Origin of the sequence: Bartonella vinsonii subsp. vinsonii, assembly GCF_902825235.1 — a bacterium.
Taxonomy (GTDB): Bacteria; Pseudomonadota; Alphaproteobacteria; order Rhizobiales; family Rhizobiaceae; genus Bartonella; species Bartonella vinsonii.
In genome coordinates this window covers 140,995-164,409 of record NZ_CADEAJ010000002.1, presented here as the reverse complement: position 1 = coordinate 164,409, position 23,415 = coordinate 140,995, and the positions used below count along the sequence as shown (strand labels likewise).

The 23,415-nt window shown below is 37.2% G+C and carries 14 protein-coding genes and 1 pseudogene; 10 read left to right on the top strand and 5 right to left on the bottom strand.

Annotated features, from left to right (window positions below):
- Nucleotides 1-48 precede the first annotated feature (48 nt).
- From J7R12_RS03200 to carA, 5 genes are all read left to right on the top strand, one after another.
- A complete protein-coding gene (locus tag J7R12_RS03200) occupies nucleotides 49-1,266 on the top strand; it encodes a mechanosensitive ion channel family protein (RefSeq protein WP_126603600.1) in 1,218 nt (405 codons plus the stop codon).
- A gap of 70 nt (nucleotides 1,267-1,336) precedes the next feature.
- The gene (locus J7R12_RS03195; protein ID WP_126603601.1) at nucleotides 1,337-3,034 is read left to right on the top strand and encodes a Na/Pi cotransporter family protein; all 1,698 of its coding nucleotides are present in this window, start codon (nucleotides 1,337-1,339) and stop codon (nucleotides 3,032-3,034) included.
- 636 nt (nucleotides 3,035-3,670) lie between these two features.
- Nucleotides 3,671-3,922 (top strand): GlsB/YeaQ/YmgE family stress response membrane protein, encoded by a 252-nt coding sequence (locus tag J7R12_RS03190; RefSeq protein WP_126603602.1) that lies wholly within the window; start codon nucleotides 3,671-3,673, stop codon nucleotides 3,920-3,922.
- Between the two features lie 947 nt (nucleotides 3,923-4,869).
- Nucleotides 4,870-5,388 (top strand): chorismate lyase, encoded by a 519-nt coding sequence (gene ubiC / locus J7R12_RS03185; RefSeq protein WP_126603603.1) that lies wholly within the window; start codon nucleotides 4,870-4,872, stop codon nucleotides 5,386-5,388.
- 815 nt (nucleotides 5,389-6,203) lie between these two features.
- Nucleotides 6,204-7,400 (top strand): glutamine-hydrolyzing carbamoyl-phosphate synthase small subunit, encoded by a 1,197-nt coding sequence (gene carA / locus J7R12_RS03180; RefSeq protein ID WP_126603604.1) that lies wholly within the window; start codon nucleotides 6,204-6,206, stop codon nucleotides 7,398-7,400.
- 136 nt (nucleotides 7,401-7,536) lie between these two features.
- Here the strand turns inward: carA and J7R12_RS03175 are convergent, their stop codons facing one another.
- On the bottom strand, nucleotides 7,537-8,778 hold the full coding sequence (locus J7R12_RS03175) for an MFS transporter (RefSeq protein WP_370866378.1): 1,242 nt from the start codon (nucleotides 8,776-8,778) through the stop codon (nucleotides 7,537-7,539).
- Nucleotides 8,779-9,367: 589 nt separating this feature from the next.
- Between J7R12_RS03175 and J7R12_RS03170 the strand changes: the two genes are divergently transcribed.
- From J7R12_RS03170 to J7R12_RS03155, 4 genes are all read left to right on the top strand, one after another.
- Nucleotides 9,368-10,207, top strand: a complete 840-nt coding sequence (locus tag J7R12_RS03170) for a DUF1460 domain-containing protein (RefSeq protein ID WP_126603605.1) — start codon at nucleotides 9,368-9,370, stop codon at nucleotides 10,205-10,207.
- A 573-nt stretch (nucleotides 10,208-10,780) separates the two neighbouring features.
- Nucleotides 10,781-14,266, top strand: coding sequence for a carbamoyl-phosphate synthase large subunit (gene carB, locus J7R12_RS03165; RefSeq protein WP_126603606.1), 3,486 nt, complete (start codon nucleotides 10,781-10,783; stop codon nucleotides 14,264-14,266).
- A 259-nt stretch (nucleotides 14,267-14,525) separates the two neighbouring features.
- Nucleotides 14,526-14,735 carry a cold-shock protein gene (locus tag J7R12_RS03160; RefSeq protein WP_004863356.1) on the top strand — a complete coding sequence of 70 codons (210 nt, stop codon included), beginning with the start codon at nucleotides 14,526-14,528 and terminating at the stop codon, nucleotides 14,733-14,735.
- Nucleotides 14,736-15,626: 891 nt separating this feature from the next.
- Nucleotides 15,627-16,829 carry a pyridoxal phosphate-dependent aminotransferase gene (locus tag J7R12_RS03155; RefSeq protein WP_126603607.1) on the top strand — a complete coding sequence of 401 codons (1,203 nt, stop codon included), beginning with the start codon at nucleotides 15,627-15,629 and terminating at the stop codon, nucleotides 16,827-16,829.
- A gap of 791 nt (nucleotides 16,830-17,620) precedes the next feature.
- On the opposite strand, the gene J7R12_RS03150 is transcribed toward J7R12_RS03155, so the two are convergent.
- Nucleotides 17,621-18,526 (bottom strand): LysR family transcriptional regulator, encoded by a 906-nt coding sequence (locus J7R12_RS03150; RefSeq protein ID WP_126603608.1) that lies wholly within the window; start codon nucleotides 18,524-18,526, stop codon nucleotides 17,621-17,623.
- Nucleotides 18,527-18,543: 17 nt separating this feature from the next.
- Nucleotides 18,544-19,497, bottom strand: coding sequence for a thioredoxin-disulfide reductase (gene trxB, locus J7R12_RS03145; protein ID WP_126603609.1), 954 nt, complete (start codon nucleotides 19,495-19,497; stop codon nucleotides 18,544-18,546).
- Nucleotides 19,498-19,806: 309 nt separating this feature from the next.
- Here trxB and J7R12_RS03140 point away from each other — a divergent pair, with 309 nt between their 5' ends.
- Nucleotides 19,807-21,201, top strand: a complete 1,395-nt coding sequence (locus J7R12_RS03140; RefSeq protein ID WP_126603610.1) for a TrkH family potassium uptake protein — start codon at nucleotides 19,807-19,809, stop codon at nucleotides 21,199-21,201.
- Between the two features lie 525 nt (nucleotides 21,202-21,726).
- On the opposite strand, the pseudogene J7R12_RS03135 reads toward J7R12_RS03140, so the two are convergent.
- Both J7R12_RS03135 and greA read right to left on the bottom strand, forming a co-directional pair.
- Nucleotides 21,727-22,786, bottom strand: a pseudogene (locus J7R12_RS03135) (glycosyltransferase family 4 protein).
- A 6-nt stretch (nucleotides 22,787-22,792) separates the two neighbouring features.
- Entirely contained in the window at nucleotides 22,793-23,266 is a 474-nt protein-coding gene (gene greA / locus J7R12_RS03130) for a transcription elongation factor GreA (protein WP_035009226.1), read from the bottom strand.
- Between the last annotated feature and the right edge of the window lie 149 nt (nucleotides 23,267-23,415).

Below are 23,415 nucleotides of genomic sequence, written 5' to 3'. Positions count from 1 at the left end.
AAAATTAAAAGTTCAATCACATATTTTTCAGAAACGGAGAGTGAAAAAGTGATCAAATTTCTTATTCAATATCCTTTGCTAGAATCTATTGTTTGGCTTATTATTCTTATCATTATTGCACTTTTAGTCAATTTTTTAGCACGAAACCTCCTCTCTCATGGAGCAAAACGGCTTTCTTCTTTTCTTCCTACAAATACCAGTGTTGATATTGAATACGCCATTGGATACATAGCAAACATTGTTGCAGCCTTTATTCTCTCAATCGGTATTAATTTTATTCCGACACTCCCTGATACATTTAGCACCACTATAGAAAATGTTGCTAATGCCTTCATTATTCTTTTTGCTGTCCTCGCAATTTCTTCTCTCCTTAATGTTATTAATATCCTCTATGAACAACAGCCAACAGCGCGGTTAAAACCAATAAAAGGCTACATTCAAATCGCCAAAATTGCGCTTTTTACTGTGGCTGCGATTCTCATGGTAGCCACATTAATTGACCGATCACCTCTTATTCTTTTATCCAGTCTTGGTGCAATGGCTGCTGTTCTCATGCTGATTTTCCAAGATACACTGCTTTCTCTCATTGCAGGAATCCAAATTTCATCTACCGATATGGTACGTGTCGGTGATTGGATTCAAATCCCCAGTCTCGATGTAGATGGAGATGTCACTGAAATTGCACTCCATACCGTTAAAGTTCAAAATTTTGATAAAACAATTACGACCGTGCCTATCCGTAAATTAGTGACTGACCCTTTTAAGAATTGGCGTGGAATGGAAGAAGCAGGAGGAAGACGCATTAAACGTTCCCTCTTTATTGACCAATCAAGCATCCGTTTCCATACAGAAGAAGAACAAAAATATCTTTCCCGCTTTAATCTATTAGAAAACTATTTCATACAAAAAATACCAGAAATCAATGAATGGAACACACAATTAGATAAAAATCACGACGTCTTAGCCAATAGGCGCCGTTTAACCAATATTGGAACTTTCCGTGCTTATGTTTTTGCATATCTAAAAAAGCATTTAAACATCGAACAAAACATGACCCTAATGGCACGACAACTCCCCCCTACACCAAATGGCTTACCCTTGGAAATCTATTGCTTTACCAATACAACTGCTTGGCTAGAATATGAACAAATTCAAGCTGATATTTTTGACCACCTTTATTCCATTCTTCCTAGTTTTGGTCTAAAAATTTTTCAAAATCCAAGTGGTTATGATTTTCGTCATGTCTTAGAAGCGAAAGAAAAGTAAAATGATAAACTTCAATTCATCAATTTTTTAGATCAACCCTATTTATAACAACAAAGAAAGAAAAAGTATCATGAATGGTTCACTGGTACTCCTTCATCTTGCAGGTGCTATTTCTTTACTTCTTTGGGCTACACGCATGATACGTACAGGTGTTGAACGTGCCTATGGTGACAGGCTTAAATACAAAATGCGCCACGTTATTTCCCGACCATTATTTGCTGTAAGTTTTGGACTTTTTACAGCAATGATTTTACAAAGCTCTACAGCAATAACGCTCCTTGTTGGTTCTTTTGTCGAATCTGGTTTTGTCTCTGGATTAGCAGGGTTTATGGCTGTGCGTGGGGGAGAATTAGGATCGGCACTCGTTGTTAAAATTCTCTCCTATGACCTCACTATCGTTGTGCCACTGTGTCTTTTAATTGGCACCTGTATTTTCATGACAACTGAAAAACGGGACTGGCGTCAAATAGGACGTATTGTCATTGGTATTGGCCTTTTGATTTTATCTTTACAAATGATAAGTGAAGCGACAAAACCTTTACGTGATAGCGCTATTTTGCCTAGCATCATTCGTTATCTTTCAACCGATCCTGTTTCTACCTTTTTGTTGGCAGCCGCATTAACTTATCTCTTGCATTCATCCATTGCTGGAATTATTTTGCTAATCAATTTTGCCAACTATGACCTCATCCATGCTCAACTCTGTGTTATCATGGTTCTTGGCGTTAATTTTGGTTCTTCTCTTATAGCACCGCTTTTAACACGCAATACCTCCCCTAATACCCGCCTTGTTCCCTTGGGGAATTTACTTATGCGGGGCGCCGGTTCAATTCTTGTTCTTATCTTATTTCTTTCCTTTCAACCACCAATTACATGGTTTGGTAATGATCCCTCTACTCAAGTTATCAATGCCCATATCATTTTTAATGTTTTCATTCTCCTTGCTGGAATACCACTCTCCAAATGGGTTTTAAAACTAACCACTAAAATTATTCAGCTAAATACAAAAAAAACACAAAGTGATAAAACTCTTAATTTATCTGATCAAACAGCCCTTGATGATAGCGTTCTCGAACGCCCAACTTTAGCACTTTCTAATGTCAGGCGTGAGGTCATCCATATTTGTGACCTTGTGGATATTATGCTAGAAAAAATCATGGGACTTTATGAGAAACCTGATCCCGACATCATCCGTGAACTCAACCAGCTGAATACCATATTGGATAAAAAACATATAGCAATCAAACTTTATCTCGCACGGTTAGCTGGACAAAAATTGTCTGATGAAGAAGCTCTTCAAACACAAGAACTTTTAGGTGCTTGTATAAAATTGGATCAAGCAGGAGATATTATCATTCATAATATGCTTATGCTGGTTAAAAAGAAACAACAAAAAAAATTACAATTTAGCAGCGAGGGATGGAATGACCTTCTTCGTTTCCACGCTATTGTTCTAGCCAATGCGCATATCGCATTTAATGTTCTTGTCTCACGTGATACACACACCGCACATTTATTGGTGCAGAAAAAAGATCAGCTTCGAAATTTAGAAAAAGAGATGAGTTTGAAGCATTTTAAACGCCTTCGTGAAGGTAATCTCACAAATATAGAGTCGTCAAGCCTTCATCTTGATACTGTACGCGATTTGAAACAGATCAATTCCCTTTTAACCTCAATGATCTACCCAATCTTAGAAGCACAGGGACTTCTCCAAAGTTCCCGCTTACGCAATCCTGCTGAACAGCAAACGGCTAAATCTTCACTTTGAGGATATTTAAAAGATAACGAACCATATCGATCATGATATTTAAAATTCAAATGTCTTACTCAAATACTCTTATCAAAAGTGCACCTTTTCATAACATCAAGGAAAAAACACACCATGAGAAATAGAAATATCAATCAGATTACAATAATGGCAATGTTTATCTATACAAGATTTTGTAAAGAATTAAACAATACCACTTTGTAACATCATTTCAAGCATCATTGATATCCTATTAGCAGGCTTTTAAAAACTTTTTGGATATCCGTTTTTTCATTATTTTAGGCATATCATTTTCATTTTTCCAAAGCTTGTTATAATAATTATCAAAAATATAATTATAAATACACTTTTTGTACTATCAGCCTATACTATAAAAGTACTTTTAAAGATATTTTTTTACATAAAATAGTTGCACACTTCAATGTTCTTTTGTATTATTGAGACAGTGATATGTATTTGTAATTTTATGGATATAATACTGCACACATAAGATATTCGCATGAGTTGAAAAAACAGCGAAGTAAAAATAAAGTTTCCAACAGCAGTATCCTTTCTCTGGGGAAAGAGAGCCTTGACCTCTACAAAGCTTACCCTAGTTAGAACTAACAGTTTAGATTCAGGCAAAGGAGAATATAAATGGAAGACGCAAACATTGGCTGGATTGCAGCTATTATTATCGGTGGTATTGCAGGTTGGGCTGCACAGTATCTTATGAAAAGCCAGACAGGGGTATTTCTAAACATTATCTTAGGAATTATTGGAGCCGCATTAGCGAGTTTTGTTTTTGGCCTTTTAGGCGTGAGTTTTGCTGGTTGGCTTGGCTATCTTATTTCAGGTTTTATAGGAGCCTGCATTCTTATATGGATAGGAAGAAAAATTCGCCCATAAATATTTGTTCATTTTTCTAAAAGCATCGTTTGGTGCTCAATAAATAATTGAAGTATTTCCACCATAGTTTTAAATTATAGCTATTGGTGGGGTGATGCTTAGATGCTTAAGCAGCAATCTTTTCGCATCACCATCTTTTTTGGGCATCATCTCGTCTTCTTGGGACCACTATTTTGAGGACTACTATTATTGTGTCGTTAAATGAGAAATGGTAAAGACTAGCGATTTACCACCTCCTATCAATAGCTATAAGCATTTATATGAGTAGAGATGATGCTGTTATTTTATTGCAATACTATACTCGTTTCATTTTTTACAATTCGCGTTCAAGAACTTTAATAGTTGGTTGCTCCAACACTCTTCCTGTACTCAAAATCCTGCTAAGAGCAAGATGCTAAAGATAACACCCACCCCATTTTTCTTACCACCTTTCTTATTTCTGTTTTTTATCAATGATAAGATTTTCTAAATCATTTAGCGTTTTTGGATTATAAATAACTCTGTCACTTTCTAAATCTAGATTCAAAGGATCTGAAGGCTTTTTCTTCATTTTCTAAAGCAGCAAACAAAATACTTTTTACTCTTAATATTTCATTGATTTTCTAACGTAAATGAATTCTGCATCTCTTTTTTATATGCATTACAAACGAATTTTAAGTCCCTAAAATGTTTTTCCCAATCCCCTGTTGCTATTAAGAAAATTCCACAGTGCATTGTGTGAAAAAGCTTTAGACAAATCGTAATACTTTATATTTTACCTTTTCTCATGAAAATACGACCCATCATATAATTTTCACATCTCCTCTTTTAAAGAGTTCTCATACCATTTTCCCTTTATATCTTTTTATTTAAAATCTTGCTGCCTTTGCATTTCTATATTATAATGAAAGTATCTGTTTTTATCACCTAACATGGCGTACGGAATATGGTTTTAGATATGGAGTGAAATGACTTCTAAATCAAAAGACTCCATCTTGCCCCCTCTCAAATGGCTATCTAATCAAGACTCCTCAATACCAGAGAACGTTCGTGATTGGCTCATGGAAGAAAACTCTATGACGCTCCGATTGAAAAAATATTGTACCTGCATACATGTCGAGCCACAACGAGAATGTTTCATTACGCGGGATAAACTAAAAGAAGAAGCTGAACATCTCCCTGTTAGTTCACGTTACTGGTTACGCGAAGTCATACTGATGGGAGACAATCAACCTTGGCTTCTTGGACGCACTGTAATCCCGCAAGAAACTCTCTTGGGACATAATCAAGCACTCATGCATTTGGGCACTATACCATTGGGACACTATCTATTTAATAGTGGCAAATTAACCCGCGATTACATTCATATTGGCCAACAAGATACACTGTGGGCGCGCCGTTCCCGTTTGCGATTAACAAACAAACCATTGTTGCTAACCGAACTGTTTTTAGCAGCTTCACCGCTTTACACGACAAATCTTACGTAAATGAAAAAAGACTATCTTAAAGAAGAGTATAACATAAAATAGATGACAGATGTTTTATGAACTCATTAATAAAAGAACCACTCATCTGTTTACTTTAAAATGCGCCTTTTGTGGTGATTCTTTCGAAAACTGTTGCTTATTAGCCCCTATCTCTTTGTGAAAAAAACACTGATGATAAAATACTTTCAAACACTGTGTCACTCGATTAAAATTTACTGCAATTTTTTACAAAGTCTCTTGCTAACCTTAGAAAAATTTATTTTCTCAATAGAGCATTTCTTGAACATACTATAATCTCTTACCAATATCACTGAAGAATCCAGTTTCTTCTTTCACTAAGACTTTACCAAGCAACTCCCCACCTTCCCCTTTATCAAACTGATAAGAAAAGAATTCGTGAAAGACTATTATTTTCTCTTGTTTTTCTCAATTGTAAGCAAGCAGATTCGTATAAACGCCCATAAACTCCTTATGCTATTTTATTATTTTAACTAAAGTGCCACAAGAATGGCGCTATCCTGCGCCTTCAAGCAATATTAAGCGCCCCGCCAATTTGATCAGAAAACATAAATTTTTCTCATTCTATCCAATGAGAAAAACTGCTTTTTCAGCAATTCTTCTACGTCTTACAATATGTAAAAAATAATTAATCCGAGATTTTAGAAAAATTCAAAAACAGGACTTTACCTCCTTATAGAATATACCTATACTCTCTATCTCAAGCGAAACATTGTAAACAATATACACAAAAGCTGTTATGCTTTTGCGCGGTGTTGGTTATCATACCTTTCAGAAATAAATTGTGGATGCACATTATGACACAAACTACCCCATCTCGCGATCCTTGGAGTGTAAAAAAACCTACAGCTCTCTTAGTATTAGCTGATGGAACAGTTATTGAAGGTAAAGGAGTGGGTGCTACAGGCATTGCTGAAGGTGAAGTGTGTTTCAACACCGCCATAACAGGCTATGAGGAAATTCTTACAGATCCATCATATACACAACAAATTGTTAATTTTACTTTTCCTCACATAGGAAATGTAGGGACAAATAGTGAAGATATTGAAGACCTCACTCCCCTCGACTGTCATGGTGCCGTCGGAGCTCTTTTCAAAGCAGACATTACACGTCCCTCCAACTATCGTGCAAATGAAAACCTACATCAATGGCTCAAAGTACGTAAAATTATCGCACTTTGCGGTATTGATACACGCGCACTCACCATTCTTATTCGAGAAAAAGGTGCACAAAATGCTATCATTACACATGATCCTCATGGGCGTTTTGATATCCCTTCTCTACAGAAGCGTGCACAAAAATGGCCGGGTCTTATCAATCTTGACCTTGCGAAAGAAGTCACCTCTAAAGCATTAGGGCAATGGAATGAAAAGCCATGGGTATGGAATAAAGGATATCATACAAACAGTGTGCACAATCTTCATATCATTGCAATCGACTATGGTATTAAGCGTAATATTCTTCGTCTGATGGCTACACAAAATGCGCGCATTACTATCGTGCCTGCACATACAGGTGCAGAAGAAATTTTAGCAATGAACCCTGATGGTATTTTTCTTTCTAACGGTCCAGGTGATCCAGCAGCAACAGCGCAATATGCCGTTCCAACTATTAAAACATTGATTGATCATAATTTGCCACTTTTCGGTATATGCCTTGGTCATCAACTTTTAGCTCTCACACTGGGTGCAAAAACCATAAAAATGCACCAAGGACATCATGGCGCTAATCATCCTGTTCAAGACCTTAACACCGGAAAAGTTGAGATTGTATCAATGAACCATGGTTTTGCCGTAGACGCTACCTCTTTACCACAGCATGTCCAAGAAACACATATTTCCCTCTTTGATGGTTCAAACTGTGGAATTCGAATTATTGGAAAACCAGTCTTTTCTGTTCAACATCACCCCGAAGCTTCCCCTGGACCACAAGATAGCCACTACCTCTTTCAACATTTCTGTGATCTTATTATGGATTATAAAAAAATAGCTTAATTAAAGTGCTTTTCTTTTAGATTTTCTCTCTTAAATCGCACGCTTTTACCGCACAAAAATCCACTCTTTTTCAGAAAGCGTAAATTGTATTTTATAGATCCTGAGAAAATATTCTTATTAATCAGAAACGCAAAAATTAGCGTACCCGTAAAGCAAAAACTATCGTCGTCACGACAAGCACACAAAAGCTCCCCACAAAAGGAGCACCAGAAAAATAAAACATCGCGCCTTCATGGGTAAAATATTCGAAGAGAAGCATATAAAAAATAGGACCGAATATTAAGCTCAATGAAACAACAGATGTCATCGCTCCCTGCAATTCTCCTTGTGCATTCGCTGGGACCTGTTCTGAAACAATAGCGCGCATAGGTGCATGAACAAGATACTCAAGCATAGTACATGAAAAAACTGCATAAACCATCCAGCCTTGGGTCGCAAATGTGTAACCAAACATAGCAGCCAATGCAAACAGAAGACCCAACATGACAATACGCCAATTGCTCCATCGTTTAGAAAAATAAGGCAGAATAAGCGCTACCACAATAATCTGTCCTATGCCAAAAACACTATAAGACAATCCAATAGACAACGTGCCCCAATCGTAGCGTTCTTTAGCAACAAATGGCCAAATGCTCGGCCATATAGATTCCGCAAGCCAATAAAGAAAAAAGACTAATAACATCCAGAGAACTTTTGGATATTGTCTAAGCTGTAAAAGAGCACCTAAAGGATTGGCACGTTTAATATCAAAAGAGCGTCTATTCCACATAGGAAGCGTTTCTGGAAGCATAATCCACGCAAAAATAAAATTCATGAGTGAAAAACCAGCAGCAAAATAAAACGGAATACGCGGACCAAATTGCCCTAAAAAGCCTCCAATGAATGAGCCTAAAATAAATCCCAACCCAGATGCAATTCCTAACAGACCAAAATTGCGCGTACGAGTCCTCTGATCAGAGATATCGGCAAGATAAGCCGTACAAATTGCAAAACTAGCACTACTCATCCCTGACAAAAGGCGCCCAATAAACAACATAGAATAGCTCCACGCTATAGCACATATTAGATTATAAAGAGCAAAACTGATAATAGAAATAAGCAAAATAGGACGGCGGCCATAACGATCAGAGAGATTGCCAATGACCGGAGCAAATAAAAATTGCATTGCTGAATAAGCTACAAATAATCCTCCCCCTTTTACAGAAGCTTCGTTAATATTCTTCCCCGTCAACTGAGCAAAATATTCAGGCAAAATAGGACTAATGATTGCGATACCAATAATATCCAGTAATAAAGTAATAAAAACTAAAATAAGCCCATGATGGATAAATTTTTGATTGAGCTTTTGGCTACTCATAGCATGTAAATTGCTTTCCATACAATCTTTCAAACCCTACCTGCTATTAAGAACTATGACATAATATAACTTGTTCTTATAAAAACGATAATTGAAGTAAAAATTTTCAAAAACAGAAAATATCACAAATTATTATTTGATAAGACACATAACACTGCACAAATTTCTATAAAAATCATCATCTTTAATAAATCATTTTCAATGAAGTAAATAAATTCAAATTTAAACATCACAATTCGCCTATAATTTTCTTCTAAGAAAAATAGAATTAATTAAAATATACTAACTTCAAATAGAAATTTATATTTTAAATAAAACAATAAATATTTTAATATAATTTCAATTAATTATAAATTGCTTTACTATAAAATTATATTAAAAAGTTTATATTTTATTATTAAATATTTATTCTAAAAACCAATTTTTATAACAATAAAAAATATATAATTCTATTTAAAAGTATTTACATCATACAAAATCAGCATCTCCTATCATAAAACCCTCCATATACCTCTTTATACTATATTTATGATATGTTATAGTGAGTGCAAGATAATCTGATTAACGCAGAAAAGTACCACTCATTATTAAATTCAAAAATGGTGAAAAAATGCGAAAAATATTCCAATTCATTTTAATTTCAGCATTGATTACAGGATGTGACTTTCAGAATTCTGATGAAAATAAAGAGACTTCTGAGCATAAAACGGAAATACAGCAAGAACAACAAGTGAATCTAGATCCCTATACTTTAAAGAAACTCAATGTTCTTCTTAAAAAGCGCTCGAAAATCAATGACCATGAGAAAGAAAAAATAATCAACTTTCTCTCTGGTGCTTTCTTAGGAACACCTTACAAAGCAAATATGTTACAGGGTTCAGAGAATGTACCAGAAGAACTCATAATCGACTTTAGAGGTTTAGATTGCTTCACTTATCTTGATTATGTTGAAGCATTACGGAAATCAACTTCGCAAACAGAATTTATAAATAACGTGATCCAAACGCGTTATATTGACGGTAGTATAAGCTTTTTGAATCGAAAGCATTTTTTCACTGACTGGGCTTATAAAGAATATAAACTTGCCGATGATATCACAGCACAAATCAGCCCCAATGCGGTAAATGTCGAAAAATATCTCAATAAAAAAGCTGATGGTGGAAATTACCTTCCTGGATTACCAATTGTGAAGCGTAATATAACTTATATTCCAACTAACTTTATTAATGAAGACGTCATAAGCCAACTACAATCTGGTGATTTCATTGGTATATATACCAAACTTGATGGTTTGGATGTAACCCATGTGGGTTTCTTCATCAAAACAGATAATGGTCCAATGTTACGAAATGCTTCTTCACGAAAAGAAAATGAAAAAGTTGTGGACTCTCCTTTTATGGATTATGTAGCAAAAACACCAGGAATTATTGTTTTAAGAGCCCTAAAATAATCCATATGGGGGACAGAAATGTCCCCTATAATTAACAATATATATTCGAATAAACCCTCAAATTATCAAACTAAACATTCAAACTCATGTCATCTATACACAGACAACATCTTTGTTGATATTTTGAAGAGGAATAACAGAGAATCTTACTCTAGCCTTACACCTTAAATAAAAAAACCAGCTTATAATATTTTTTGCCATTCTCCATTTTTTATCAAAGAATGCTGTTCATGAGTTCGATTAATTTAGCATTATCACAAAAGAGAAAATGCAAAAAACATAGCTTTAAAATTGAGAATGACAAACATCACAATAATGTAATAATGGTAAGGACATGAGCCCTCCACTCTATATAAGAGGTATTTTTTCTCTTAAAAGTTATATTCATGCAACGACATAAATTTGGTCAATACAAAAAAGACACTGATCTTCAATGCTATAAAAAAAAACATGGAAAAGGCATTTTATGGCTTACTTTCTTTATCACTTAACCTATAAAACAGTTTTAGCCTTAAAAATTTAAATATTTTGCCTGACGCAATCGCGCACAGATGTTTGTCATAGGAAAAAACCATGCCAAAACGCACAGATATAAAATCTATTCTTATCATTGGAGCAGGACCTATTGTTATTGGTCAGGCATGTGAGTTTGACTATTCAGGCACACAAGCTTGTAAAGCATTAAAAGAAGAAGGTTACCGAATTATTTTGGTTAACTCTAATCCTGCCACTATTATGACAGACCCAGATTTAGCTGATGCAACTTATATTGAACCTATTACCCCTGAAATAGTTGCACAAATTATTGCTCGTGAACGTCCCGACGCACTTTTACCCACCATGGGAGGGCAAACAGCCCTTAATACAGCCTTATCCTTAAAGCGTATGGGAATTTTAGACCGCTATCACGTTGAAATGATAGGTGCAAATGCTGATGCGATTGATAAAGCTGAAGATCGTGCTTTATTTCGCAAAGCGATGGCAAAAATCGGTTTGGAAACACCACGTTCTATGCTAGCCAACGCAACAGAACTTAAAGAAAAAAATCGCCGACAACATGCAAAAAAACGCGATGAACTGAAAGCAAAACTTTCCGGTGATGCTCTTGATCAAGCCCTAGAAAAGCTTGAACGAAACTGGCGTCACACAGAATCTGACCGTAAACAACATTATATCGCACATGCTACAGCAAAAGCGGTTCAAGCTCTTGATGTTATTGGTCTTCCAGCGATTATCCGTCCCTCTTTCACCCTTGGTGGAACCGGCGGAGGAATTGCCTATAATCGCTCTGAATTTTATGAAATCATTGAACGAGGACTTGAAGCTTCACCTACAACAGAAGTTTTGATTGAAGAAAGTGTTTTGGGGTGGAAAGAATATGAAATGGAAGTTGTTCGCGATAAGAACGACAACTGTATCATTGTTTGTTCCATTGAAAACATTGACCCTATGGGTATTCATACCGGTGATTCAATCACTGTAGCCCCTGCCCTCACCTTAACGGACAAAGAATATCAATGTATGCGCAATGCCTCCATTGCTGTACTGCGTGAAATTGGTGTTGAAACTGGTGGGTCTAATGTACAGTTTGCTGTTAATCCTGAAAACGGTCGTCTTATTGTTATTGAAATGAACCCGCGTGTTTCCCGCTCTTCAGCACTTGCCTCAAAAGCAACAGGTTTTCCCATTGCAAAAGTAGCGGCTAAACTGGCTGTTGGCTACACACTTGATGAATTAAAAAATGATATTACAGGCGGTGTGACACCAGCATCATTTGAACCTTCTATTGACTATATTGTCACCAAGATTCCCCGTTTTGCCTTCGAAAAATTTCCAGGTTCATCACCCGTCCTCACAACAGCGATGAAATCTGTAGGAGAAGTAATGGCAATAGGCCGTACGTTTCAAGAATCGCTGCAAAAAGCACTCCGTGGACTTGAAACAGGTCTTACCGGTCTTGATGAAATTATCATTCCTGAACATGCTGAAGGTGATGAAAAGAGCTCTATACGCTCCGCCATTGCAATCCCAAGTCCTGATCGCCTGCGCTACATTGCCCAAGCAATGCGTGCGGGCTTACCTTTAAATGAAATTCATCAAATCAGCAAAATTGATCCGTGGTTTTTGGAACAAATAGCCTCAATTATTGAAATGGAACAATACATCCGCATCCATGGATTGCCCCAAGACGCAGATAATCTACGCATGTTAAAAGCGATGGGCTTTTCGGATGCGCGTTTAGCCACCCTTACGGGGCAAAAGCCTGATGATGTTGCTGCTTTGCGCAAAGCACTGAATGTTAAGCAGGTTTTCAAACGAATTGACTCGTGCGCAGCTGAATTTTCTTCACCTACAGCCTATATGTATTCAACATATGAAGCTCCCTTTGCTGGGATAGAACACTCAGAAGCACAAGTTTCTGAACGCAAAAAAATTGCTATTTTAGGCGGGGGACCAAACCGCATTGGACAAGGCATTGAATTTGACTATTGTTGCTGCCACGCTGCTTTTGCACTCCGTGAAGCAGGCTTTGAAGCCATTATGATCAACTGCAATCCTGAAACTGTCTCAACAGACTATGATACCTCTGATCGTCTTTATTTTGAATCTTTAACAACGGAAGATGTTATTGCTATTCTAGAAACAGAACAACAAAAAGGCGAATTGGTTGGAGTCATTGTTCAATTTGGTGGACAAACGCCACTGAAATTGGCAAGTGCACTAGAAAAACATAATATCCCCATCCTAGGCACTTCACCTGAAGCCATTGATTTAGCAGAAGATAGAGATCGCTTTCAAAAATTATTGTTCAAACTTAATTTAACCCAGCCTCAAAACGGTATTGCTCATTCAATCGAACAAGCACACCTCATCGCCCATGAATTAGGCTTTCCATTGGTTGTGCGCCCTTCTTATGTTTTAGGAGGACGTGCGATGCAAATTATCCGTGATGAACGCAGCTTGCAAAATTATTTGCTTGAGAGTGTCCCTGAATTGGTTTCAGAAGATATCAAAGCCCGTTATCCCAACGACAAAACAGAACAAATCAATACATTGCTTGGTAAAAATCCGCTTTTATTTGATACCTATTTGACAGAAGCAATTGAAGTTGATGTTGATTGTCTTTGCGATGGAGAAGAGACACTCGTTGTTGGTATTATGGAACATATTGAAGAAGCCGGCATTCACTCTGGTGATTCAGCATGTTCTTTACCAGTCCATACGCTCTCTCATAACATAGTCGCTGAATTAGAACATCAAACCAAAGCATTAGCACAAGCACTTCATGTTCGTGGCTTGATGAATGTGCAATATGCCATTAAGGATGGCACGATTTATGTCTTAGAGGTCAATCCGCGTGCTTCGCGTACTATCCCCTTCGTTGCAAAAACAATTGGTCGCCCTATTGCTAAAATAGCCGCACGTATTATGGCAGGAGAAACGCTTCAAAAAACGCTTCAAGCTTATGGTGGTTTACCCTCTCTGCAGCAAAAACAACATATTGCTGTCAAAGAAGCAGTTTTTCCTTTTGCTCGTTTTTCGGGTGTCGATACACTTCTTGGTCCAGAAATGCGCTCAACCGGTGAGGTTATGGGACTTGATTATGAATTTGCCCTTGCTTTCGCTAAAGCGCAACTTGGAGCTGGTGTTGAACTCCCAAAAGAGGGAACTTTGTTCGTTTCTGTGAGGGATGAAGATAAAAAGCGTATCTTAAACCCCGTAAAATGTTTAACTGAGCTTGGCTTTACTGTTTTAGCAACAAGTGGGACACAAAAATTTCTTACCGAACATAATGTTGAGGCAAAAAAAATTAACAAAGTCTTAGAGGGGCATCCTCATATTGAGGACGCTATTCGTAATCGTCAAATTCAATTGATTTTCAATACAACCAGCACTGCCAGCGCCATCTCAGATTCCAAATCATTACGCCAAGCAGCACTTATGCAAAAAGTCCCCTATTATACAACAATAGCTGGAGCTGAAGCTGTCGTAGAAGCAATCAAAGCCCTCAAAAAAAAGTGTCTTGAAGTGCGCTCACTGCAAAGCTATTTCACGTGAGTTTCTCGCCATGGTACAATGCACACACACTCTTTATATTTTTTCTCAATTTTTTCTTTATATAAAATATAAATTAAGGCTTGCTTTTTATTCTAAAGACTTTTATACGAGCTCTATCGGACTTTCGGTTATGTGACTTTCTTTTCTGTGCGACATGCACTCTCGACGAAACTTCTCCCACCTAATTTCGATCTAAAACCGTATTGAGAGCTTTTTAGTTCCAGTACACAATACAATTATATATTTAAAGGAATCTCCTATGTCTACAGGAACAGTTAAGTGGTTTAATACAACAAAAGGTTTTGGATTTATTCAGCCTAGTGATGGCAGTGCAGATGTATTTGTGCATATTTCCGCTGTTGAGCGTTCTGGTTTAAACAACCTTAATGAAGGGCAGAAAATTTCTTATGACGTTCTTCAAGATCGTCGTTCTGGAAAATTTGCCGCTAGCAACCTTGCAGCACTTTAATCTTTTAATTCTGCAATAATTTTAAAAAATCTTCATCTTTACGGACGAAGGTTTTTTGCTTTTTATGAAGCGTAATTTACCTTTATAAAATAAAAAACGAATTCTCTATAATGCTTTTTCCCCCTTCAATCTTCCATAATCACCGCGATTGACTCTTCCCTGTAAAACTTCAAAAAACTACAGTACACAAGCCTATTTGAAATAAAAATTCCTCAGTTCTCCCACCTATTACTCTAAGCCAAAGGAAGACTAAGGCATCATTCAGAAACCTCACCAAAGAAAAAGCTTTTTTATCAAATCCATAGAAAATATGGTTTGACCTGTTTGATCTTTTTGCACAAATATCCGATGAAATATTCTTCTTTGTGAATGTATTCATTGTCATTATGCACTGTTTTTCATTTGAGCGAGAAAAATGCTAGAAATGGGCACAGGAAAAAAGAATATTAAACATTATAGTTTCACGCTCACAACCCTCGGTAACTTTTTCTCAATCTGATATCAGCCCTCTAGTCCTCTATCATGTACTGAGACTACCATATGCCGAGCAAAGGAAAAAATTTTACCATTGAGCTCTTATTTTAAAAATAAAATGAACAGCTCCAACAAAACAACCAAGAAAGTTTTCAGTCTTCACACAAATTCCAGAAGTTTTTCTCAATAGAATCATATCCCCCTGTCAATATCTCTACTCTTGAGATAAAATTCTCTCTGCTATCGCTCCTATTGTCTATAAATGGAATATATCGCCCATTCACCTTTCTCTCAGATTTTACTAAAGAGCAAAAAGCTTAAGAAATTTTCTGCAATTTTTTATTGCATACAACGTAATCTCTTATAGAATACTCTCAAATCAATAATTATTTTCTGATATATACAAGGATTGAAACTATGGCTTTTATCGCCGACCGGCTTTCCCATATCAAGCCTTCTGCAACAATTGCTGTTTCCCAAAAAGCACGTAATTTGAAAGCATTAGGGCGTGATGTTATTGCTTTAAGTGCTGGAGAACCGGATTTTGATACACCAGACAATATCAAAAATGCTGCCATTGAAGCTATTCGACGTGGAGAAACAAAATATACCCCTATATCTGGTATTCCAGAATTGCGCCAAGCAATTGCAGCAAAATTTAAAAGAGAAAATAATCTCATCTATCAACCAGAGCAAATTATTGTTGGTACCGGGGGTAAGCAAATCCTCTTTAATGCACTGATGGCAACTTTAAATAAAGGAGATGAAGTTATAATTCCCTCTCCTTATTGGGTCAGTTATCCAGAAATGGTTACTCTCAATGGTGGAAGACCTGTCTTTGCAGAAACCAAAGCCGAATTTTCTTATAAACTGCAACCGCAAGAACTGGAAGCTGCTATTACCCCCAAAACCAAGTGGTTCATCTTTAACTCTCCTTCAAATCCATCAGGTGCGGCTTATACGCATGACGAATTAAAAAAACTGACAGATGTTTTAGTAGAATATCCTCATATTTATATTCTCACCGATGATATATATGAACATCTCACATACGAAGGTTTTACTTTCGTCACTCCAGCAGAAGTAGAACCAAAACTCTATGACCGCACACTCACAATGAACGGTGTTTCTAAAGCTTATGCCATGACGGGTTGGCGTATTGGTTACGCAGGCGGACCGCAAGAATTAATTAAAGCCATGGATACCATTCAAGGCCAACAAACATCTGGTACAAGTTCTATATCACAATGGGCGGCTGTCGAAGCGCTCAATGGTCCCCAAGATTTTATTACTCAAAATAAAAGTATCTTCCAAGCACGCCGTGATCTCGTCGTTTCCATGTTAAACCAAGCTCCCGGCATTCATTGTCCAACACCTGAAGGCGCTTTTTATGTTTATCCTTCCTGTGCAGAACTCATTGGAAAAAAAACACCTGAAGGTAAAGTAATCTCTCATGATGAAGACTTTGTAATAGAGCTTCTGGAAGCAGAATCAATTGCTGTCGTTCATGGATCTGCTTTTGGACTCGGACCAGCTTTTCGTATTTCTTATGCAACATCAGAAAAATTACTTGAAGAAGCTTGCTTACGTATCCAGCGCTTTTGTAATAATTTACTTTAAAAACTTTGAGCATCATCTCCTGTTATATTTTGTCGGAGATTAGTGTATCTGAGAGATTTCCAGCTGTAAAATTACGGCATAAAAATAAATGGGCTTTTCTCAGAAAATGGTCTCAGTGAAATGAGATATCAATTGAAAACAGAAAAAAATAGAGTGTCTATTCCGCCCTGTAAAAAACAAGAAACTTTAAAAAGGAGTCTCTTTATATAAGGTTCTCTTTCTTCTTTCTCTTCCACATTTAAACCTGTATCATTAAGTATTTAAAATGTGGTGATCAAGAAACAATTCTTTCAGAATTCTAGAATCATATTAAATGATTATCACTCAAAAAGCTTTTATGACTCGTAAAGTCCATACATCTTCATTAAATTTGTATGGCTAGAGGAACTTTGATCACTTACAAATACTATGCCTCTCTGTCAAACCTGACATATTCCGCAATGGCCATCATAACCAAAATGATCTTCAAAGCTTCTTATCATACCTTGATATACCTAAAAAATGTTGGATATCCATAAAAGTTATAATTTTTTATCACCTGCCAAGATATCTGCATTTTTGGAGACTACCCTAAGAGTCAAAAAAAAGCCGAGCAAATTGCTCGGCAAATTTGGAAAATCTTCAGAGATAAAATCAATCTGATAGACTTTCATAAGGGAACACTCAAGAAAATGCAATGGGAGGCAACATAATCAAGAGATAATACTCTATGTCATTTTATAAGGAAAAGTACAATAAAGACTTCAGCGTATCTGCTATGCAATCAACACATAGCTTAAAATTTTACACCATTAAAAAGACCACTGACGCGCTTTTAAAAAAATATAATCTCGAAAAGCTTTCAACTTAGCCAAATTCTTTAAAGCGTAAGGATAACAAAAAAAAGTATCAAAGGAAGGAATATCAATTATATCAGGAAAAAGACGTACGAGTCGTTCATCATTATTCACAATATAATCAGGAAGCACCGCAATACCAAGATCACACATAATTGCATTCTTGATTGAGATAATATTGTTGATTCGTAATACTGAAAGGCGCAAAGATCCGTCATTTCTACCAGCCTTTTCCAACCAATTTAAACCAGATAAATAAGGTGGAACAGGTTCCCCAAATGAAATAATACGATGTGCATCCAGCTCAGACAGTGTTTCTGGTTTGCCATAATTCACAATATAATTCTCAGAAGCATAAACATGCATATGAATTGTAAAGAGTTTTCTTTGTATAAGATCAGGCTGTTGGGGCTGATGTAAACGAACAGCACAGTCTGCGTGGCGCATTGTCAAATCAAGTTCTTTATCATCAAACAAGAGTTGAACCTGTATATCCGGATAAAGCCTAAGAAATTCTGGCATACGCTCCACAAGCCATCCTGCCCCCACTCCAAAGGTCGATGTAACACGTAAACTCCCTGTTGGCTTTTCACAACTTTCACTTAATTGCGAACGTGCACTCTCAAGCTTCATCAAAACTTCATGGGTTGTACGATAAAGAATTTCACCCTGCTCGGTTAAGATTAACCCACGAGCATGCCGCTGAAACAAGGATACACCAACCTCCTGCTCTAAAGCTGAAACCTGCCGTGAAATCGCTGATTGAGATAAATAAAGCTTTTGGGCTGCATGGGTAAAAGAACCAGCCTCTGCCACAGCATGAAAAATCCTTAATTTATCCCAATCCAACGGTGATGTCACAATTTAACCTCCTATTTTTACGCTTGCAGATCTAAAAAACGTTCCGCTTCCAACGCTGCCATACATCCTCTTCCTGCCGCTGTTACAGCTTGACGGAACACTTCATCTGCGACATCCCCTGCAGCAAAAACACCGGAAATGCTTGTTGCTGTTGAATCTGGTGCAGTCCATAAATAGCCTCCTGTTTTTTGTTTCAGTTGTCCTTCAAACAAAGAAACAGCAGGGTCATGACCAATAGCGATAAATATTCCCTCGGCATTCACCTTCATTTCTTGACCAGTCTTAACATTTTTAAGACGTGCACCTGTCACGATAGCTCCCCTTGAATCTTGAGCTGGCAAACCAACAATTTCTTCTACAACATGATCCCAAAGAACACGCACATTATCACGAGCAAGCAATCTATCTTGCAAAATTTTCTCTGCCCGAAAATAATCTCGCCGATGAACCACGCTTACACTCTTTGCCAAATGTGATAAATAAAGCGCTTCTTCAACGGCTGTATTTCCCCCTCCCACAACAATGACATCCTTATCACGATAAAAAAATCCATCACACGTAGCGCAAGCAGAAACACCACCTCCCATAAAAGTCTGTTCACTTTCCAAACCAAGCCAACGTGCCTTAGCCCCTGTTGCAATAATGAGGGCATCGCAACAATATTGCGTTCCTAAATCTCCATGTAAGATAAAAGGGTACTTTAATAATTCAGCCTTTGTAATAGTATCATAGACAATTTTTGTACCCATATTTTCAGCTTGTTTTGCCATTTGTTCCATCAACCATGGTCCTTGAATCGAATCAGCAAAACCTGGATAATTCTCAACATCAGTTGTAATCGTCAACTGTCCCCCCTGCTGCATGCCAGTAACCAAAACGGGTTTGAGCATTGCTCTCGCTGCATAAATCGCCGCTGTATAACCAGCTGGACCTGAGCCAATAATAAGCAAACGAATATGCGACTGTACCATCGAATCCCCTTTATTTTTTCTTACTTAATTATTCTATAAATTAGAATGAAATGGAGCCTTTTTTAAAAAAAAATTCAACAATTTAAATTATTGTGTATATGTAATTCTTTTCAAGTTTAATAAAAAGATCATCGTCAATTCCATCAAGGCACGCATAATATAGAAATTAATCTTTATCCTATAAAGAAAAAAACGTAAATTCTTATGAGCATAAAATTGTAACAAAAAGTCATACAAAGATAGGTAACGGTCATTTTTCAGTTTATTATCAATGTCTGTGCACGTTTTGCATTAATCATGGGAGGAGCAATGCTTCTGCCAATTTTTGTGGATTTGCACGACAACAATCATAATTGGATAATCTTTCTCTACTCTTGCGCCATAACCACCATGCTAGCAACGCTGATTCTTTTAGCAACGAGTGGTGCGACCTGTCGTTTTTCGGCACGGCTTGGCTTTATGCTCACTGTTTGTCTTTGGCTAACAGGAAGTGTCGTGGGCGCCCTTCCCCTTTATCTTTCTCCTCTACCAATTTCGCTAGCAGGAGCAATCTTTGAATCCGTCTCTGGTATTACAACGACAGGCTCCACAGTGCTCACTGGTCTTGACAATTTGTCACGAAGTATTTTGTTATGGCGTTCCCTCATATGTTGGATTGGAGGTATTGGCTTTATCGGTTTAGCCTTATTGCTTTTGCCTTCACTGCGTGTTGGTGGAGTGCGACTATTTCATATGGAATCATCAGATAAATCTGAAAAAATATTGCCCCGCATCAACCAAATTGCTAACGGAATTATCATAGCTTATGTTGGACTAACATTGGCTTGTATGCTCTCCTATTTTGCTTCAGGCATGAGTTTATTTGATGCCATCAACCACGCAATGAGCACAGTCGCGACAGCTGGTTTCTCAACCCACGACGCCTCTTTTGGCTATTTTTCTGGTAAACCAGCTATCTTGATTGTTTCAACAATCTTTATGTTGCTCTCTGCCTTACCCTTTGTGCTTTATGTTAAATTAGTGCTTCCAGGTCACTCCAAACGCTTCATTGATCCACAAGTAATTGTTTTTCTCAATATTGTTTTCTTCTTTAGCTTTGCCTTAGCAGCATGGTTACGTCTTCATGATCATCGCACCTTTCACTGGATTTTCCTCGATGTTATTTTTCACCTTTCATCTATTATAAGCACCACGGGCTATAGCGCAGAAGATTACCAACTTTGGGGACCTTTTGCACTTGGAATTTTTTTCATTATTTCTTTTACGGGGGGATGTGCAGGCTCTACCTCTGGTGGTATGAAAATTAATCGCCTCATTATTCTTTGGCGTATTACACAAACCAATATAGCAAAACTTCTTTCGCCTAATGTTATTATAAAAACACACTATGATCACTCAAATATATCGAGCGACGTTGCCAAAGCAGTTTTGTTTTTTGTATGTCTTTATATGTTCTGTCTTGTTATCGGCACTGCACTTTTGCTCACAACTGGACTTGATTTTACATCTGCATTTACCGGAGTTTTAACCGCCCTTTCAAATATTGGTCCAGGTTTTGGAGATATTATCGGTCCTGCTGGTAATTTTTCCACAATTAATGATAACGCACTGTGGATTTTGAGTTTTCTCATGCTCGCAGGACGTCTTGAGATTATAACCATATTCGTTCTTTTTATTCCCGCCTTTTGGCGTGAACAATTTTAATAAATGGCATTTAATTTTGTAATGATAAGAAATTTATAGGCTCAATAATATATGCATAAAATTGAACTTTAATTCAATCTATTAAAGAATCTTTAAAAACTTCACGCACTTCAGCTAAGTTATTTTAACAATGATTTTTCTTTTAGAAAATAATCAATCCTTCACAAATACTTTTTTCTACTGTGGTGCACTTAATAGAATTTTTATTATTGAAAAACGCACAACCTCTCCTCTCAAGGAGCAATAAAAACAGCTTCAAGAGTTCAGATCCATAATAAAGAACAGCATACTCTCTTAAAAAAAACATTACAAAAGTAAGAAATAATCACCCTTTTACCTGTGATCTCCATCATTCTGAAAACATAAAATTTCAATTCTTTTATGAAAAACTCTGAGAGTCTGTTGTTACATCACTTTAAAAACACATCTCAATTTTGTGACATAATATTTGATTATTGAACTGTTCCCTTGAGATGTTTAAAGAAGGCCATTTTTTCCACTTCTCAAGAAAATTTCCGGATATATTTAAAGTGTTTTCTCCGCAAATAGTTCCTCGTAAACACTTCCGATTGCTGCCGCCTCCTTTTCCAAAGGAAAATGTGTACGAACATGGGTTAACGCTTTTTGCCCTGCTGCTAAGGTTTTTTCTAAATCAGCAAGATAAGGTTCAATAGCTTCTGTTAAAGCATCTCCATCTCCTACTTTCACAACCGTTCCTGTCCCCTCTACCTACCAATTCTTTAAAAATTCCCACATCACTGGTCACAACAGCTGTTTGTGACGCCATTGCCTCCAATGGAGTTAAACCAAAACCCTCCATACGAGAAGGCGCTACATAAAGCGACAAGCGACGATACCACACCGGTGTATTCAGCACCTCACCAAGAAAAATAATACGATCATCCAAACCGGCTTCAGTAACCTTCTGGCGTAATTTTTTTTCAAAATGATAATGTTGTTCTGTCGTACGACCAGCAATAAGTGCTGTCCATTCAGGATAGCGTGGTAATAATGCTATCATTGCATCCACAAACAAATCGACGCCCTTTAAATAACGCACACGCCCAAAACACCCCACCGCATATTTTCCAGGAAACCCTGACGAAGCAAAATAATCTTCAACAGTTTGTGGTGGAGAAAAACGCCTAACATCCACCCCATGCATAATAACCTGATGAGGCACCTCTAAGTAAGTCCCCGTGCATGCACTGGTAGCAATAACCTTATCCATACGGCGCAACAACCATTTGGTAAAAGGCTTATGATGACGTCGAGAAGCCGATGTAAAGATGAGCCTTAGCTTCATCCGCAAAACATCGCGTAAAAAGACTCCACAAAGCATTTCAATATTGCGTCGTGCATGCCAAATACGAAAGGGCCTTCCTATCGGACTTTTCCAAAGCCCGAAAAGATCTTTAAAGGCAAGAGCGGGCAAATTTTTAGGTAATCCAAAACCAAAAGTGGATATACGCACACCTTGCGTGCGCTGTAATGGAATAAGCTGAATAACTGTAGATGTTACGCCTGATAACCGCTTTTTAAAATGAGGAGCAATAATATCAGTCTCTTTTAAAGACACACGCATAACAGTTTAGATATACTGAACTTCAATAATTTCATAATTATGCGCTCCACCAGGTGCATTCACCTCAATCACATCACCCTCTTGCTTTCCAATAAGTGCACGTGCAATAGGTGAGGAAATAGAGATTTTGCCCGTTTTTACGTCAGCTTCTTGATCACCAACAATTTGATAAACCTTTTTTTCTTCAGTATCCTCGTCCAAAAGCTTGATAGTGGCTCCAAATTTGATTTTGTCACCTGAAAGACGCGAGACATTAATAACTTCCGCCCGCGCAATATAATCTTCAAGCTCATTGATACGCCCCTCATTATGACTTTGTGCTTCTTTAGCGGCATGATATTCGGCATTTTCTGAAAGATCCCCATGCGCACGCGCCTCAGAAATTGCTTCAATAATCCGTGGACGTTCCTGTTGTTGACGCCAACGCAACTCTTCTTTAAGACTTTCAAAACCAGCTGTAGTCATCGGAACTTTTTTCATAATCCGTCCCTTTCTGTTACACGGAAGGCTCAATAAAAACATAAAAAACGGCTTCCAAAATCACTTTTGGAACCCGAAAACCACAATTTATAATTATATAGTACAGCATCCTTATTTTCCATATAAAAATAAAAAGGAAGACAAAACAC

Excerpts from the sequence above, each read along its gene's own strand:
- J7R12_RS03140 (WP_126603610.1), top strand. The coding sequence starts at position 19,807 with ATGCTTCTGCCAATTTTTGTGGATTTGCACGACAACAATCATAATTGG.
- J7R12_RS03155 (WP_126603607.1), top strand. The coding sequence starts at position 15,627 with ATGGCTTTTATCGCCGACCGGCTTTCCCATATCAAGCCTTCTGCAACA.
- carB (WP_126603606.1), top strand. The coding sequence starts at position 10,781 with ATGCCAAAACGCACAGATATAAAATCTATTCTTATCATTGGAGCAGGA.
- J7R12_RS03170 (WP_126603605.1), top strand. The coding sequence starts at position 9,368 with ATGCGAAAAATATTCCAATTCATTTTAATTTCAGCATTGATTACAGGA.
- J7R12_RS03190 (WP_126603602.1), top strand. The coding sequence starts at position 3,671 with ATGGAAGACGCAAACATTGGCTGGATTGCAGCTATTATTATCGGTGGT.
- J7R12_RS03160 (WP_004863356.1), top strand. The coding sequence starts at position 14,526 with ATGTCTACAGGAACAGTTAAGTGGTTTAATACAACAAAAGGTTTTGGA.
- carA (WP_126603604.1), top strand. The coding sequence starts at position 6,204 with ATGACACAAACTACCCCATCTCGCGATCCTTGGAGTGTAAAAAAACCT.
- ubiC (WP_126603603.1), top strand. The coding sequence starts at position 4,870 with ATGACTTCTAAATCAAAAGACTCCATCTTGCCCCCTCTCAAATGGCTA.
- J7R12_RS03175 (WP_370866378.1), bottom strand. The coding sequence starts at position 8,778 with ATGGAAAGCAATTTACATGCTATGAGTAGCCAAAAGCTCAATCAAAAA.
- J7R12_RS03195 (WP_126603601.1), top strand. The coding sequence starts at position 1,337 with ATGAATGGTTCACTGGTACTCCTTCATCTTGCAGGTGCTATTTCTTTA.
- trxB (WP_126603609.1), bottom strand. The coding sequence starts at position 19,497 with ATGGTACAGTCGCATATTCGTTTGCTTATTATTGGCTCAGGTCCAGCT.
- greA (WP_035009226.1), bottom strand. The coding sequence starts at position 23,266 with ATGAAAAAAGTTCCGATGACTACAGCTGGTTTTGAAAGTCTTAAAGAA.